Here is a 15,698-nt window from a genome sequence, read left to right on the forward strand (position 1 = left end):
GGTGTGATTAGAGGAAAAAGTCCATACGGAAATAGATCGGCGCTTCGCGTTCGATCACATCGGGACGTTCCAGGGAATGAGCGAAGGTCACTGAGGCAGCAACGTGCTGGCCTCGGGTAAACAGCTCGAACGAGTTGCTGGACAAGCGCCCATGCTGCTCGCCGTTGTAACGGTCGTTGCGGATAACACCCTGGTCGTAACCGGCGGCCGCGCCATACTCGGCGAACACCGGGCGCATCCAGTCCAGGGTGACCGGGCGAGTCAGGCGCAACTCGTTACGCCAGTAACCACCGCTGTCGCCCGACAGAAACTCATCCTTGTAACCGCGCACCGATGCCGATCCGCCCAGGCTGGTGCGTTGCGAACTGAACAGCACATCCTCACTGCGCTGCCCGGTGGCCAGGCTGGTAAAGCTGAGGTTTTCGCCCCACAGTTGAAAGGGGTGCAGGTAGCTGAGGGTGCCGGTGTATTTGCGATAACGTGCATCGGCTTCACCCGGGCGAGGATCGTGGTTGCCCTGCGCGTCCAGTGCACCGATACCTTGCTGCATGCCCAGATCGATGTTGACGAACGCCGAGCCAACCCGCCGCCCGTGGTTGATACCGAACTGCGCCTCGGTGATGCGATTGCTGCTGACCGCCAGTTTGCTGTCTTCGACGTAGTTGTTGGTGCGCAGGTAGGACAGACCGGCATTGAGCGAGGTCTTGCTCAGCGCGTCGCGATACACGACCCGCTCGGCCTTGAACTGGTGGTTCTGGCTATCGCCGTCCTGCTTGAAGTTGACGTTCGAGGCCTGCGCCACCGAACGGTATTCGCTGGTGTTGTACAGGTAGCTGAACGTCCACCAGCCCCACGGCAGGCTGTAGGCAAGCGAGGCATTGCGGGAGGCTTTCTGCCGATCGCTGATCGCATCGTGGCCGCCGCGCAGGCTGAACTGGTCGGCCAGCCCTGACGGATTATCCCACTCGAGGCCGGCGTTCCATTGCTGCTCACCGGTGCTGCGCTGGCCTTCGTTGGTACGCGACAGGTTGGCTCGCCATGGTTTTTGCGGGGTGTTCTTGACCACTACGTCACTGCCGCCGACGACTTGGCCGGGGGTCAGTTCCATCTGCGCCTGATTGGATGGCAGGCGATTGAGCTGATCGACCATCTGCTCGATTTCGCGCAGGTTGACCATCTGGCCTTCGCTGCCGGGAAACGTCATGGCCAGCTCACGCGCTGACAGACCGCTGGCGGTATCGCCACGCAGATGCTCCAGCTTGCCTTCGATGACCAGCACTTGCAGGTCGCCTGTCGACAGGTCCTGCTGCGGCAGGTAGGCGCGAGTCGTCACCAGGCCTTTTTCGAGGTAGTGATCGGTGATGACTTTCAGCAGTTCATTGAGCTGCGCGACACCAAGGCACTTGCCAATATAGGGTTTGGTCAGCGCATCGCGCTCGGCAGAAGACAGCGAGTCGGCGCCCTTGAGCTCGATACGATCGATGGTGAAACAACGTGTATCGGCCGGGGAAGTCGGGGCAGCGGGCGTGGCTTGTTTGCCCGGCAGATCCTTGAGTTCTTCAAGACGGCGGCGCTGCTCTTCGAGCAGGCGGTCCTGACGGTCACGAATAAGATCCTGGTCACCTGGCAAACTGGCGGGGGCAGTGGCTGCAAGCGAGGTAGCTGACGCGATGGCGAGCAGGAGCAGCAAAGCCAGTTTCGAAGCATGAGGATACACGGCGCGTCCTTGCGGTAGCATATTGATATCAAAAAGGAGGGCAATGTTAGAACGCCATCATAGCGGCGTCAATTATTTGTATCGACCTTGTATCCGATTTGTTGAACTTTTTTTGAAGTTAATTTTGACAGTGCGGACCTTTAGCCTGCGCCCAAGGATCATGTGCTTAGTATTGATAGGGAGGAGCGTATCTTTTCGACGTAGTATTAAGGTCGTAATTAAATATATGCAGAAACGCTAATCGGCTAGCACGCGAAAACCGGCTCGGCTCATGGCCGCAGACACACTAATAAAAGGACTATGGGTTAAGGAAACAGGCGAAAGCAAGCTGACCTTCCAGGGCTCTGGAGCCGCGAAGACGGTCCTTTCTGTATGGTTAGCGTGCCAACAGAGACAGCGGGGTTCGGTAAAGCCATGTGATGTGGCGCATGAGAAAAACGGGGATGAGTAATAACCACTAGTTGTCGGCCACCACTCGACGATGAACCGCTACGCCAGAATCAGCGCCACCTCCCTTTGTATGCAGTATCGGGGGGAGCCCTGTATCTGTTTAAACTCTACAGCCTCCCGCGCCACGCACGGGAGGCCTGTAGAATCACTGTTGCCCGGACAACTTCATGATCATTCGCGACAGCAAGTAGATCCGCGGCGCCACGCTGCCCACTTCGGCATACTCTTCGGGCGTATGGATGTTGCCGCCTACAATCCCGAAGCCGTCCAGCGTCGGTGTACCCACGCTGGCAGACAGGCTTGAATCCGCCGCCCCGCCGCTGCCCTCGATGGTCAGGGTGCGGCCCAGCTCACCGTAGATGCCTTGCGCCATCGCGACCAATGCATCGGACTGCGCGGTTTGCGGCATCGGTGGCAGGCCACGGACCAGGCTGGTCTTGACCTCGGTATCAGGCACCAGCTTGTTGGCCGACACCCTGGCCAGATCCTGCTCGACGCGGTCAAACTCCTCCGGTACGGCAGCACGCACATCGGCCTTGGCGCTGGCCTGATCAGGAATCACGTTGGTGCGGTCTCCCGCCTTGAGCACGGTGAAGTTGATGGTGGTTTTCTTCTCCTCGTCACCCAGCTTGCCGAGTTGCAGGATCTGATGGGCAACTTCGGTAGCAGCGTTACGTCCCAGTTCAGGCGCAACGCCTGCATGCGAAGCCTTGCCCTTGACTTCGACCAGCGCGGTTGCCGAGCCTTTGCGCCACACCACCAGACCGTCGGCCGGACGTCCCGGCTCCAGGTTGAGCGTGACGTCATGCTCCTTCGCGGTTTTCTTGATCAGCTCGGTAGCGACGCCTGAGCCAGTCTCCTCACTGGCGTCGAGCAGCACCGTGATCTGCGCGTAGTCGGTGAACTTCAGGTTGTGCAGCACCTTCAGCGCATAAATAGCCGCAACGATGCCGCCCTTGTCATCCATCACGCCTGGGCCGTAGGCACGCCCGTCCTTGATATGAAATGGACGCTCGGCCGCGGAGCCTTCCTTGAACACGGTGTCCATGTGCGCCATCAGCAGAATCTTCGCCTTGCCGGTGCCTTTCAGGGTGGCGATGACGTGGTTGCTGGCTTCTGGCGTATTTGGAACGAGCTCGATAGTGGCACCGAGCTTTTTCAGTTCTTCGATCGCGATGTCGCTGACCTTGGTCAGGCCCGGTACATACCCGGAACCCGAGTCGATGTTCACCAGACGCTCCAGCAGTTTCAAGGCTTCGTCCTTGTATTGCTCGGCATCGGCCTGGATGGCCTTGTGCGGTTCGGCCATGGCCGCCGGTGCCAGAGCTGTCAACGCAAGCGCCAAGGCGAGATGAGCAGCCAGTGGCGAGCGGGAAAATGAGCGCATGTGTTTCATCCTTGTGTTCGGTTCGTCGAGGTTTTTCAGGACCATACCTTACACAGGCACCGGCCGTCATGGCTCAGCTCGCCTTGCGCCAGCGCTCGAAGCGGTTGAAAAGCAGCGCGTAGAGGATCGGAATCAGGCCCAGTGTCACCAGCGTGCCCAATGCAAGGCCACCCATGATGGTGATCGCCATGCCCTCCCAGAGCGGACCGGCAAACAGCATCAGCGGCACCAGCCCGATGATGCAGGTCAGTTTGGTCATCACGATCGGCCGCAAGCGCTTGATCGCGGCATGGACCACTGCGTCACGCACCGCCAGGCCTTGCTCGCGCTCAGCCTCGATACGTTCGAGCAGCAGCACGGCATTGTTGACGATGATGCCGGCCAGCGACAGCAGCCCGAAGGTGGCCATGAAGCCGAACGGATAGCCGGTGAGCACCAATGCCAGCGCCACACCGATCAGCACGAAGGGTACGCTGGAGATGACGATCAGCAGCTTGCGGAACGAATTGAACTGCCAGACGAACAACAACAGCATCGCGACCAGCGCGTGTGGCATGTACTGCAACAGCGCCTGATTGGCCTCGGCCGAGTCTTCTATTTCGCCACCCGGTTCGATGTGGTAACCCGCCGGCAGGCTGATTGCAGCTATCTGCGGGGCCAACTGCTCGACGATCGAGGTCGCTGTCATTGACGGATTGTGTCCGACCACTGTGATCGCGCGTTGCAGATTACGCCGCTGGATGGTCGATGCCTCGGCCCTGGGCTCGACAGTGGCAATGGCCGACAACATCAACGGCGCGCCCCCGGAAGCAGGGTAAATCAATGTGCTGTCCAGATCATTGCCCGGTTTGCTCAGTGTGCTCTGCTCGCGCGCCACAATGGCGACAGCAGTATCGCCCTCCTGCAGCGACGACACGGACAGCCCGCTGTTTCTCAGCTGCAGGGCCTGGGCGATGTCCTGAGTGGCAACACCGGCCTGCAAGGCTTTGTACGGATCGACGACAACGTCGTAACGCAGCAATCGGGTCCGCCAGTCATCGTGCACGTCCAGGGTTCCGGGCAACGCCGATAACGCCTGCTCGATCTGCCGGCTAATACCGCGCAGCACGTTCTCGTCAGGACCGATGACCCGGTAGACCGCAATCCCCGCCTCGGTGGTGCCCATCGAGAATCGCTTGGGCTGCGCTTCGATTTCGGGGTGCTGCGCGAGGATGAAATGCCGTGTGCGCTCGATCACCGCATCGAGATTCGCGCCTTCGCGCACGCTGACAGTGAAGTACGCGATATTCGGCGCGGGCAACGGGGGATTGAGGCCAAGCACGATACGCGGCCCGCCACTGGCGACATAGCCAATGCTGTGCTCCACATCCTGATCGCTGCTCAGCCACTGGCTGATATCACGCACCGCCTGTGACGTGTCACGCGAGCTGCTGCCGGGCTCCAGCACCAGCGGGATCTGGAACTGCATGCGGTCCGACTTCGGCAGAAAATCGTACGGCACCCGGGTCAGCACCACGACCGCCAACGCCAGCAACCCCATCATGCAGGCAATGAAGAGCAGCGAGTGATTCAGCAACCCCTCGATGACCTTGCGATAGCCACGGTAGAACACCGAGGCATACTCATCAGCCTCATCAGCCGACGCCGTGACGGCCGGCACCCTGGCGAAATAGAAGCACAACAGAGGCGTCACCGTGACGCTGAGCAGCCAGGAGCTGATCAGCGTCGTGGCGAGCACAACCGCCAACGACCGCAGGTATTCGTTGGTGCTGGTCTGCCCCAGAAAGAAGGGCGAAAACGCCAGCACGATGACCAGTGAAGAGGTCAGCAGAGGGACCATCAAGGTGCGCCCTGCCTCCTCACAGGCGCGCCGTCGATCCTCTCCCGCATGCAGGCGTCGCTCGATGTCTTCGGCGATGACAATGCCGTTATCCACCAGCAACCCCAGGGCCAGGATGATCGCGGCAATCGACACCGTCTGCAGCTCGATCCCCAGGGCGCGCATGACCAGCAGCGTACTGAGGATGGTCAAGGGCACAATCACCCCGACCACCAGCCCGGTGCGCCAGCCCAGAAACAGCATGACCACGCACATCACGATCACAACCGTCTCGGCCATGACGTGATACATCTTGCTCATCTCGTGCTCGACCACGCTGGACTGGAAGGTCACCACGTGTAAGGTAAAGCCCGTCGGAAGTTGCTGCTCCAGCTCACCGAGTCGCTTGCGCAAGGCATCACCGAACGTTTGCACATTGAGGCCTGGCTGCATCGAAACGGCCAATACCACGGCGTCCTGTCCCTGATAGATCGCTTCGGTTTCAGGCGGGTCGACAGGGCTCACCGATACCCTGCTCAGGTTCTGCAACTCGACCTTCTGACCACTGGGCAACTGCACCGGGAACTGCCGAAGTTGCTCCGGCGAAAGCACCTCGCCACTGATCGAAAGCGTGGTGCTCTGCTGCCCGATGACCGGGTTGCCTCCCGTTGCGATCAGGTTGCGGGCCTGCAGTTGCTGAAGCAGCTGTTGCGGGGAAAGTCCGGCGGCGGCCAGCGTCTGGTGATTGAAGTCGAGGTAAATGCGCTCATCCTGCAGTCCATACAACTGGACCTGATCGACGCCCTTGAGCGCATACAGCTGATCGCGCAAGCGTTTGATCGGGCCGCGCATCTCGCTCATGGTGAAACCCGGCGCGGTCAGCGCGACCGAAGCCACGGCGACGCGACCGAAATCATCATCGACGAAAGGCCCTTGGGTGCCAGGCGGAAAAGCACCGCTCGTTTCGCTCACCTTCGCCCGGAGCCGTTGCCACAGCAGCCCGAGATCCTTGACGTTGTCATACGCCGTGACCTGCACGATCACTCGGCCAGGCTGGACCGTGGTGAGCACGTTCTTGATCTCGGCCAGTTCACGGATACGCTCTTCGAGCGGCCTGGCGAGCAGTTCCTCGGTGCGCTCTGCGGGCAGCCCTTCCAGAGACACGCTGACCAGTGCGTCGCGAACGGTCACCGACGGCTCTTCCTGAGAAGGAAAGCTCAAAAAGCTAACGACACCAGCCAGCAAAATCAGCAAGGCGGCAAACAGCGTCAAACGGCTAGCGCCCATGGCGCGGGAGGTAAGGTTCATTGCGTGGCACCGCTCAGGCGAGTGTCTGAGTGAAACAGCGTGACGGGCTGACCGTCCTGCAGAAAGGCGGCGCCGGCGGTGACCACCTGCTCACCTGCGACCAGCCCGCTGACGATCAGTGCACGGCCTTCTCTGACTGTACCCAGCGTGACAGAGCGGACGGCGACTGTTCCTCCTGACTGGTAGACGAAGACTTCGGCAAGGTGGCTGCTGGTCCCCATCCATAATGCTTGCACCGGAACCGACAGTGCCTGTGCGTCGGCAGCGGGATGCATTTGCACAAGCAGCGTGACGCCACTGGGCAGCCTGCCGGCAGGCCGCAGCACTCGGAACACGGCCGTTCTGACCAGCCCGTCATCGGCTCGGGGCGAAATGCCTTCCAGGGCGAGATCAAACCCTGCCGTAACGTCTGCACTATTCGAGGCCATGGCGAGGTCGCCAGGCTGAAGCGAATCGGCAAGTGCCAACGGAACAGCTGCCACCACTTGTTGCTCTGCAGCGGATTCGACATCCAGCAGCACCTGCCCGGCGGGCAACAAGTTCTGCGGTTGTGCATGGCGGGCCACCACGCGCCCGGCAAAGGGGGCGATCAAGCGGGTGCGATCCAGTTCGCGACGGGCCAGGTCCAGCTCGGCTTGCGTGCGGATCAGCTCGGCGCTGGCTTGTTCACTGGACGACTGGGCCGACTCGACCACGCTCTGGGCGACACTGCCCGCTGCGAGCAGGTTTTGCTGACGCTGGAAGTTACGCTGGCGCTCCAGCGCCTGGGCCCGAGCCAGCCGCAAAGCGGCCTGCGCCTCCTGCAGACGCAATTGCGCAGGCTGCGGATCAAGGCGGGCGAGCACCTGGCCCGGCTTGACGCTATCGCCAATGTCGACCCGCAGCTCTGTCAGGGTGCCTGCCGATTCAAACGCCAGACTGGCGCGCTCCTGCTCTCGAACAGTGCCGATGAAGCGCAGCGCAGCGCCCTCTCCTGCCCGCACCGTCTCAACCTTGACCGCCCGGACAGGCGGAGCACTGGCCGTCTGTTTATCACCGCAACCACTGATCATCAGAGTGATCAGCACCACGCCGCAAGCGCGTGACACACACCGCCGTAGAGCCAGAAACGCATCAGGATTCAATCGCATGGCAGGCTTCAACCCTTCAGAAAGCGTAATTCAAGACAATCAGGCCACTGCCTTCGGCATCGGTCTCGACCAACGGGCTGCCCCGGGTCTGGTCGGTGTAGTGCGTCACCCCGACGCTTGCGACGGTTGACCAGTGGGCGTCGAAGGTATGCTGCCAGGCGAGCGCCGCCGAGTACGCGTAAATGCCGCTGTCTGCGTTGAAACGGGAGAAGCCGGTGCGCTGACTCTGAATCGGACTCACGCCGAAATAGGTCTGGTTGTAACGACCGTCACCGGCGTGCGCATCGATGTCGAGGGTCACCGTGTCGGTCTGGCTGTGATAAGCGATGCCCTCGAAGCCCAACCGATAGCGATTGCCACGCTTTTCGCCAGCCACCCGCAGTTCGGCCTCGGCACTGACGGACAGCCACGGCATGAGTTGCTGAGAAACCATGAAGTCGCCAACGGTCGCGCCCTTGACGGTACCCATCCCTATCAGCTCGTTGGAACCAGGCCGATTCGTACTGTTTTTCTCGGTACGACCGAAATCGTAATTGAGTGCAGCGCTGGCACCGAACCCGGAATCCGACTGCCATTGCAGCCCCAGACCGCGCGTGGTGTCGGCGAAGAAGATGCCACGCTGGACCGTCAGCATGGGCACCACCTGACTGCGGTATTCATCAGCCCCCATGTAGCGCGGCAGCACGGCCATGCCGAGTCCGAAATTGACGTTGAACCTGTCACCCAGCATCGATTGGTCTTGAGCAGTGCTGTCCTGCGCGCAGGCCTGACCGGCCAGGGTCATGGCCGCAGAGGTGATCAACACGGTCAGCACAGGTTTAAGCAGCGCAGAGCGCAGGTGAGTACGAGAGATTGCAGGGCTCATGGGGATACTCCGGTTTCATTCAGGATTGGGGTGGGGTTGTCGGTTCTGCTCCGCGCAGCACTCGAAACACATCGATGCGGTTTTGCTGCAGCGCATCGAGGGACTTGCGAGCAGCTGCGTCGGCTTCGGCAATACGGAGAGTGGAAACCAGCAATGCCGTGCGCTCGACGGCGCCCGCATTGAGTTCAAAGGACAGGCGCCGCACTTTTTCCTGGACCAGCGCCACCCGCTCGACCTCGTTGCGGACCTGGTTCAGGGCCTGCTGACGGCGGGTCAGCACGGCGGACATTTCACGGAAGGCGTTCTGCACGGCCTTTTCATACTCAGCCACCGCGATCTGCTGACGCACCTTGGCAAGATCCAGGTTGGCCTGATTACGCCCGTCGTCGAACAGCGGCAGATTCAATTGCGGGGTGAACAGCCAGGCACCGCTGCCGTTGCTGAACAAGGTGCGCAGGCTGTCGCTCTGCAAGCCCACGCCGGTACTGAGTTTTATGGACGGAAAGAACGCCGCACGGGCAGCACCAATGTTGGCATTGCTGGCCTTGAGCGCTTCTTCGCGGTGGCGGATGTCAAAACGCTCCAGCAGACGCTGAGACGGCAGATTCGACAGCCAGGCCGGCGTCTCGACCAACGCGGCGGTCAGCTCAGGGGTATCTGGCTTAGTCGCGGGCAACGCTGTCGAATAGCCGGTAAGCAACAACAAGGCCTGCGACGCGTTGGCGTGATCGCTTGCCGCATCCTGTACCTGCTGTTGCGCGGTCAGAGTGTCGAGGCGCTGAACCATCAGATCGTCCAGCGAAAGTGCACCTTGACGCTGCTGCTCTTCGGCCGCCTTGACCAGCATCAGCCGCGCCTCGTGAACCGCCTGCGCATCCTGCTGCACGGCGGCGGCCAGACGCTCGGCCAGCCAGGCGCGGGCGACTTCCGCAACCAGCGCACTGCGTGCCGCCTGCTGGCCGTAGGTGCTGGCCAGATAATCGTGCCGCGCCGCCTCCGACAGGCTGCGCACGCGCCCGAAAAAATCCAGTTCGAAGTCAGAGACGCCCACCGACGCGATGGAAATGTCCTGACCATAACGCTCGTCGGCGGCCGCATTATCGAAGTGCTGACGATCGCGCTCGACACCTGCAGCAAGGGTCGGAACGCGATCGGCGCGGGTAATGCCGCGCATTGCCCTGGCCTCCTCCACACGCAGCACCGCCACACGAAAATCGCGATTGAACGCCAGCGCCGATTGCAGCAGCCCGCGCAGCTCGACCTTTGGCGACAACTCGGCAGCGAGCGCTTCTTCGTCGGCAGTGAGCGTCAGGTCGGCGGAAGTACTCGAGGCCGGGACAACAGCAGACACCTGATCGACAGGGACCGGCAACGCTGGACGCTGATAGGCCGGTATCAACGAGCAGCCCGAAAGAACCAGGCTCGCCAGCATGGCCAGGCAATACCGGCGGCGGTTGCGGATACGCTTGGACAGCGGTGTACTCATCGGCATAGGATCTGTCCGCGACAGTGGGCTCTGGGCAGCATCCTGAACGTCGACTTTCAACAAACCGTTCGTGAATTATCAAGATTTGATCAAGAGGCGCGCTCGTGTCAGGAAAACGCATTCTTATCGTTGAAGACGATGCCGACAGTGCCAGCATTCTTGAGGCTTACCTGCGTCGTGACGGCTTCAACGTCGGGCTGGCCGAAAACGGTCAGCGCGGTATCGATATGCACCGTCAGTGGAAACCCGACCTGATTCTGCTGGACGTCATGCTGCCGCTTGTCAGTGGCACGGACGTGCTTTCGGCAGTCCGGCGCTGCAGCGACACGCCGGTGATCATGGTCACCGCCATGGGCGACGAACCGGAAAAGCTCGGTGCCTTGCGCTATGGGGCCGACGATTATGTGGTCAAGCCCTACAACCCTCGGGAAGTGGTGGCCCGCGTGCACGCGGTTCTGCGGCGCTCCCAGCAGAACGGCAATAACGAGCGTCATTTGCGCTACCAGAACCTGCTGGTGGAGCTGGATGCGGTCACCGCGATCATTGAAGGTCAGGATGGCGCAGAGACCGTACTCGACCTGACACCTACCGAGTTCAAGATCCTTTCAACGCTGCTGAAAACGCCGTCCAAGGCCTTCACTCGCGAAGAACTGCTGGAAATCTGCCTGCCCGACAGCGAGGCGCTGGCCAGGGTTGTCGATGCGCATGTGCATAACCTGCGGCGCAAGCTGGAGATCCATGGCGTGGAAAACGTGCTGGTCACCGTCCGTTCGGTCGGCTATCGATTCAGGTAATCCTCATGCGACATTTTTTCAGGCACAGACAAAAACCGTTGTGGCACTGGGTCGGCATGCGCATGAGCATGCTCGCCGTCGGTGCGGTCATCGTCATCGCGTTTTGCATGTGGCTGCACGTCACGGTCTCTGACTGGCTCACCCTGCAGGCAATGCCGGCCGACGTGCGCATGGAATTCCTTCGACTGCAGGCCGAGCCCACCCTGGACATGGCCAAGCTGCGCGAACTGTTCGTCGAGTATTACCCGATCGAAAACCTGCTGCCGGGCATTGCCAACAAGGAATGGTGGGTACTGGCAGCGCTGGTGTCGATCGCGATCCCGATCATCATATTCTTCGGCTTTCTGTTTTCCCGTCCGCTTTCAAGCCAGTTCTCCTCGATTGCCAGAGGCGCACGTCAGGTCGCCCAGGGTGATTTCAAGACACGCCTGCCGATGAGCACCAACGGCCCGGACGAACTACAGGCACTGGTCAGCGACTTCAACACCATGACCACCCAGCTCGGCCGTTACGAACTGGAAGTCAGCGAATCCAGCGCCATGATTGCCCACGAGCTGCGTACGCCTCTGAATGCCGCCATGGGGCGCATACAAGGCATGATCGACGAGGTGTTCCCGCGTGACCTGGCACAACTGGAAATGGTCCACCGCCAGCTCGGCCAGTTGAACAAACTGGTGAGTGATCTGCACCTGCTCTCGCTCGCCAGCGCGGGTCAGCTGACCCTGGACAAGACGGAGTTTTCCCTTGAGAAACTGGTGGTCGAACGGCTGGGCTGGTTTGCCGCACCGCTCGATGAGGCCGGTGTCGTCGTGACGATCGATATTCCGCGGAAATTGACCGTCAACGCCGACCGTGACCGGATCGGTCAGGTGGTGAATATTCTCGTCGATAATGCGCTGCGCTATTCGGCGATGGGCGGAGAGCTGCTGATTGTCGGCAGAGCCAGCGCAGGGCGCATGGAACTGAGCGTCTCGGACCGTGGCCCCGGTTTCGGCCCGGAGAACCTCGAACAGGTATTCGACCGTTTCTGGCGTGCCGAACGTTCGCGGGCGCGCTATTCGGGAGGCAGCGGCCTTGGCCTGTCCATCGCCAGGGCCATTTGCCTCGAGCATGACGGCACTATCGAGGTCCGCAACAGACCAGGCGGAGGATCCGTCATCCGCTTGGAGATTCCGGGCTGAGCCTGTCTGCCCGGCCCCGCAGATCAGTGCCCCATCAACGAGTCGATACCGTCCGGCTTGTCATGCACACCAAACCGGTCCACCAGCGTGGCGGTGGCGCGGTTCATGCCGATAACGTCCACACTGATACCTGCTTTTCTCAGTTTCAAAACCACCTTGTCGAGTGCGGCAATAGCGGTGATGTCCCAGAAATGCGCCTCGCGCAGATCGATGACCAGTGTATCGAGGCTTTCGCGCAGGTCGAACGAGGCCATGAAACGGTCAGCGGAGGCGAAGAATACCTGGCCGGTCACGTAGTAGGTGCGATGGCTGTGCAACGGATCACGATGCGACGTGACTTCCAGGAAATGAGCGATCTTGCTGGCAAAGAACATCGAGGCAAGCAGAGACCCGACCAGCACCCCATAGGCAAGGTTGTGGGTCGCCACGACCACCACCACGGTGACCACCATCACGATGTTGGTCGAGAGCGGGTATTCCTTGAGGTTGCGGATCGACCCCCAACTGAAGGTACTGATCGACACCATGATCATCACCGCCACCAGCGCCGCCATCGGAATACGCGCCAGCCATTCACCCAGAAACAGCATCATGATCAACAGCAGCAAACCTGCGCTGAGGGTTGAAAGACGTGTTCTGCCGCCAGACTTCACGTTGATCATCGACTGGCCGATCATGGCGCAGCCAGCCATGCCACCGATCAGCCCCGTGGCGATATTGGCAATGCCCTGCCCTTTGCACTCACGGTTTCGGTCACTGGTGGTATCGGTCAGGTCATCGACGATGGTCGCGGTCATCATCGACTCCAGCAGGCCCACCACGGCCAGCGCGGCGGAATACGGCAGAATGATCAACAGCGTGTCGAGGTTGAGCGCGACGTCCGGCCACATGAAGGTCGGCAGGCTGTCGGGCATTGCGCCCATGTCACCCACGGTTCGTACATCAAGCCCCATGTAAATGGAAATCGCGGTGAGCACCAGAATGCACACCAGCGGCGAAGGCAGCAGCTTTCCCAGCACCGGCACACGCGGGAACAGGTAGATGATTGCCAGGCCCGCTGCGGTCATGGCGTACACCGGCCAGGTCACATGGGTCAATTCCGGCAACTGGGCCATGAAGATCAGAATTGCCAGTGCATTCACGAACCCGGTAACCACCGAGCGTGAAACGAAGCGCATCAATTCACCCAGGCGCAGATAGCCGGCGATGATCTGCAGTACGCCGCAGAGCAAGGTGGCGGCCAGTAAATACTGAAGCCCGTGCTCTTTGACCAGATTCACCATCAGCAAGGCCATCGCACCGGTGGCCGCAGAAATCATCGCCGGGCGCCCGCCCACGAAAGCGATGACCACGCAGATACAGAACGACGCGTAAAGCCCGACTTTCGGGTCTACCCCGGTAATGATGGAGAACGCGATGGCCTCTGGAATCAGGGCCAATGCAACAACAAGCCCGGCCAATACATCGGCACGAACGTTGGAAAACCACGTAGCTTTGATTTTTTCTAACATGGGAATACCTGTGACAGACGCAGCAAGACGCACGGCAGCGATTGCCGGACGAGCAGGAGCATCGGTTTTCGATTGAGTAGTCAGATTGGGAGTGGCGGCGACCAAAAAACGGGCGCAGCAACGGGCGACTGCAGCAAGAAGGCAGTCAGGTGTTGCGAGGGGGGCGTAGCGCTAAGGCGGCGTAGGCAGCCAGTTGTAACGGGGCACGTCTATTTCCTTCGATGGGTCGTAAGGCGCTGGCATCATAGACCTATCCGTTTGAGGGGTTCAAGCGTAAGTCATCTCTCCGAACGACCTGAGTGACGGATGGCGCAACCCCCTGAAACACGTGAACAAGCCATCTGATACTGTTTTTTACAGCTGTTGTGTCTCTGTTCGTTATGGCCGGTTTCGCTCATGATGCAGCCTTGTCGATTCGATGCCGCTTATGAAACGCTACGAAAAATTCGCCGCCGACATCTCGGAAATGATTCGCAGCGGCGTCCTGCCCGCCGGGGAAAAAGTCCCGTCCGTACGGGTCGCGAGTCGCACCTGGTCCGTCAGCCCGGCAACGGTCTTCAAGGCCTATTACCTGCTGGAAGACAAGGGACTGATTCAGGCCCGCGCACGCTCCGGGTATTACGTGCGCGAGCATGCCGCCAATGCACTGACCGAGCCTGAACTGATCAGACACACCAGCGAAGGCACCGAACTGGGCGTCAGCGACCTGATCTTTTCAGTGCTCGGCTCGCTCAAGGACCCGGACACCGTACCGTTCGGCTCGGCGTTTCCCAGCCCGCACCTGTATCCGCTGGCGAGCCTGGCGAAGTCGATGGCGTCAGCTGTGCGTGCGCTGACGCCTGCAGGCATCGTCAGCGACATGACCACCGGGAATCCCGAGCTGCGCCGACAGATCGCCCTGCGCTACATGATCAGTGGCGTGCGCTTGCCGGCGGACGAACTGGTCATTACCAATGGCGCGATGGAAGCCCTGAACCTGTGCCTGCAGTGCGTCACCGAGCCCGGCGACCTGGTCGCCATCGAAGCCCCGGCGTTCTATGCCTGCCTTCAAGTGCTGGAGCGTCTGAAGCTGAAAGCCGTCGAAATCCCCGTGCATCCGCGTGACGGCGTGGACCTCGACTCGCTGCAGGACAGCCTGACACGCCTGCCGATCAAGGCTTGCTGGTTCATGAGCAGCTTTCAGAACCCATTGGGCGCGAGCATGACTCAGGCGAACAGGATCAGGCTCTACGACCTGCTGGAACAGCAGCAGATCCCGCTGATCGAGGACGATGTGTACGCCGAACTGTATTACGGCGCCAACGCGCCTCACCCGGTGAAAAGCCTGGATCGCAGCGGACTGGTGATGCACTGCAGCTCGTTTTCCAAGACCCTCGCGCCCGGCTATCGGGTCGGCTGGGTGGCAGGCGGTCGTTACACCGAACAGATTGACCGCCTCAAGCTCATGACCACCCTCTCCCCTTCGGTCCCCGCCCAGGCCGCGCTCGCCGACTACCTCAAGCACGGTGGCTATGACCGCCATCTGCGCAAACTGCGTGACACCCTCGAACTGCAACAAGGCGCGATGCTCGCTGCTGCCGCCCGCTATTTCCCGGCGGCGACACGCGTCACCCGCCCCGTCGGCGGCTACTTTCTGTGGTTCGAATTCCCCGAGCAGGTTGATTCGCTGCAGCTCTTTCAACTCGCACTCGCGCAGGGCATCAGCCTGGCACCCGGCCCGATCTTTTCCGCGTCCAGGCGCTTCAAGAACTGCGCGCGTCTCAACTACGGCACACCCTGGGATGAACGCAGCGAGCAGGCCATGGCGATGCTGGGGCGTATCCTCGCGTCGTTCTGAGCATTTTCATGCCTTCACAAAGGCAACTGATCCGTATTTTTAAGCCGTTTCTGAATCTGTACCAGAATCAGTCCGAGCACGATAATGGCAGCGCTTTCAAACGCGCAGGATGACCGCCAAGAGCGACGCCTGCGGCTCGTTACAGACGGATCGATCAGCAGGAGACGCTCATGGGCAAGCTCGGACTTTCTTTGATAGGTTTTTTATTGTTGG

The 15,698-nt window shown here is 60.7% G+C and carries 10 protein-coding genes; 3 read left to right on the plus strand and 7 right to left on the minus strand.

Features of this window, described 5'->3' with window-relative positions; genetic code table 11:
• Positions 1-7 precede the first annotated feature (7 nt).
• From KUIN1_RS15735 to KUIN1_RS15760, 6 genes are all read right to left on the minus strand, one after another.
• Positions 8-1,717 (minus strand): ShlB/FhaC/HecB family hemolysin secretion/activation protein, encoded by a 1,710-nt coding sequence (locus KUIN1_RS15735; protein ID WP_003407394.1) that lies wholly within the window; start codon positions 1,715-1,717, stop codon positions 8-10.
• A gap of 595 nt (positions 1,718-2,312) precedes the next feature.
• Positions 2,313-3,554 carry a M20/M25/M40 family metallo-hydrolase gene (locus KUIN1_RS15740; protein WP_003411431.1) on the minus strand — a complete coding sequence of 414 codons (1,242 nt, stop codon included), beginning with the start codon at positions 3,552-3,554 and terminating at the stop codon, positions 2,313-2,315.
• 73 nt (positions 3,555-3,627) lie between these two features.
• Positions 3,628-6,681, minus strand: coding sequence for an efflux RND transporter permease subunit (locus tag KUIN1_RS15745; protein WP_116892792.1), 3,054 nt, complete (start codon positions 6,679-6,681; stop codon positions 3,628-3,630).
• The gene (locus KUIN1_RS15750; protein ID WP_152092116.1) at positions 6,678-7,811 is read right to left on the minus strand and encodes an efflux RND transporter periplasmic adaptor subunit; all 1,134 of its coding nucleotides are present in this window, start codon (positions 7,809-7,811) and stop codon (positions 6,678-6,680) included. The genes KUIN1_RS15745 and KUIN1_RS15750 overlap by 4 nt, the downstream gene beginning before the upstream one ends.
• Positions 7,812-7,827: 16 nt before the next feature.
• A complete protein-coding gene (locus tag KUIN1_RS15755) occupies positions 7,828-8,676 on the minus strand; it encodes a MipA/OmpV family protein (protein WP_103714897.1) in 849 nt (282 codons plus the stop codon).
• Positions 8,677-8,695: 19 nt separating this feature from the next.
• Complete coding sequence (locus KUIN1_RS15760; protein ID WP_103714899.1) at positions 8,696-10,168, minus strand: efflux transporter outer membrane subunit; 1,473 nt, start codon at positions 10,166-10,168, stop codon at positions 8,696-8,698.
• Between the two features lie 98 nt (positions 10,169-10,266).
• Between KUIN1_RS15760 and KUIN1_RS15765 the strand changes: the two genes are divergently transcribed.
• Positions 10,267-10,956, plus strand: coding sequence for a response regulator (locus tag KUIN1_RS15765; RefSeq protein ID WP_003435879.1), 690 nt, complete (start codon positions 10,267-10,269; stop codon positions 10,954-10,956).
• Positions 10,957-10,961: 5 nt separating this feature from the next.
• Positions 10,962-12,137, plus strand: coding sequence for a sensor histidine kinase (locus KUIN1_RS15770; RefSeq protein WP_024659985.1), 1,176 nt, complete (start codon positions 10,962-10,964; stop codon positions 12,135-12,137).
• Between the two features lie 23 nt (positions 12,138-12,160).
• On the opposite strand, the gene KUIN1_RS15775 is transcribed toward KUIN1_RS15770, so the two are convergent.
• On the minus strand, positions 12,161-13,648 hold the full coding sequence (locus KUIN1_RS15775) for a SulP family inorganic anion transporter (RefSeq protein WP_058398217.1): 1,488 nt from the start codon (positions 13,646-13,648) through the stop codon (positions 12,161-12,163).
• 427 nt (positions 13,649-14,075) lie between these two features.
• On the opposite strand from KUIN1_RS15775, the gene mapR reads away from it, so the two are divergent.
• Positions 14,076-15,485: a GntR family transcriptional regulator MpaR gene (gene mapR / locus KUIN1_RS15780; protein WP_060400270.1), complete on the plus strand. Its 1,410-nt coding sequence runs from the start codon at positions 14,076-14,078 to the stop codon at positions 15,483-15,485.
• Positions 15,486-15,698 lie beyond the last annotated feature (213 nt).

The sequence above is a fragment of the Pseudomonas sp. KUIN-1 genome (assembly GCF_009176725.1).
In the GTDB taxonomy this organism is placed as follows: Bacteria; Pseudomonadota; Gammaproteobacteria; order Pseudomonadales; family Pseudomonadaceae; genus Aquipseudomonas; species Aquipseudomonas fragariae.

Bases quoted from the DNA above. Each gene is read 5' to 3' on its own strand.
- KUIN1_RS15770 (WP_024659985.1), top strand. From the start codon at position 10,962: ATGCGACATTTTTTCAGGCACAGACAAAAACCGTTGTGGCACTGGGTC.
- KUIN1_RS15775 (WP_058398217.1), bottom strand. From the start codon at position 13,648: ATGTTAGAAAAAATCAAAGCTACGTGGTTTTCCAACGTTCGTGCCGAT.
- mapR (WP_060400270.1), top strand. From the start codon at position 14,076: ATGAAACGCTACGAAAAATTCGCCGCCGACATCTCGGAAATGATTCGC.
- KUIN1_RS15750 (WP_152092116.1), bottom strand. From the start codon at position 7,811: ATGCGATTGAATCCTGATGCGTTTCTGGCTCTACGGCGGTGTGTGTCA.
- KUIN1_RS15745 (WP_116892792.1), bottom strand. From the start codon at position 6,681: ATGAACCTTACCTCCCGCGCCATGGGCGCTAGCCGTTTGACGCTGTTT.
- KUIN1_RS15740 (WP_003411431.1), bottom strand. From the start codon at position 3,554: ATGCGCTCATTTTCCCGCTCGCCACTGGCTGCTCATCTCGCCTTGGCG.
- KUIN1_RS15755 (WP_103714897.1), bottom strand. From the start codon at position 8,676: ATGAGCCCTGCAATCTCTCGTACTCACCTGCGCTCTGCGCTGCTTAAA.
- KUIN1_RS15760 (WP_103714899.1), bottom strand. From the start codon at position 10,168: ATGCCGATGAGTACACCGCTGTCCAAGCGTATCCGCAACCGCCGCCGG.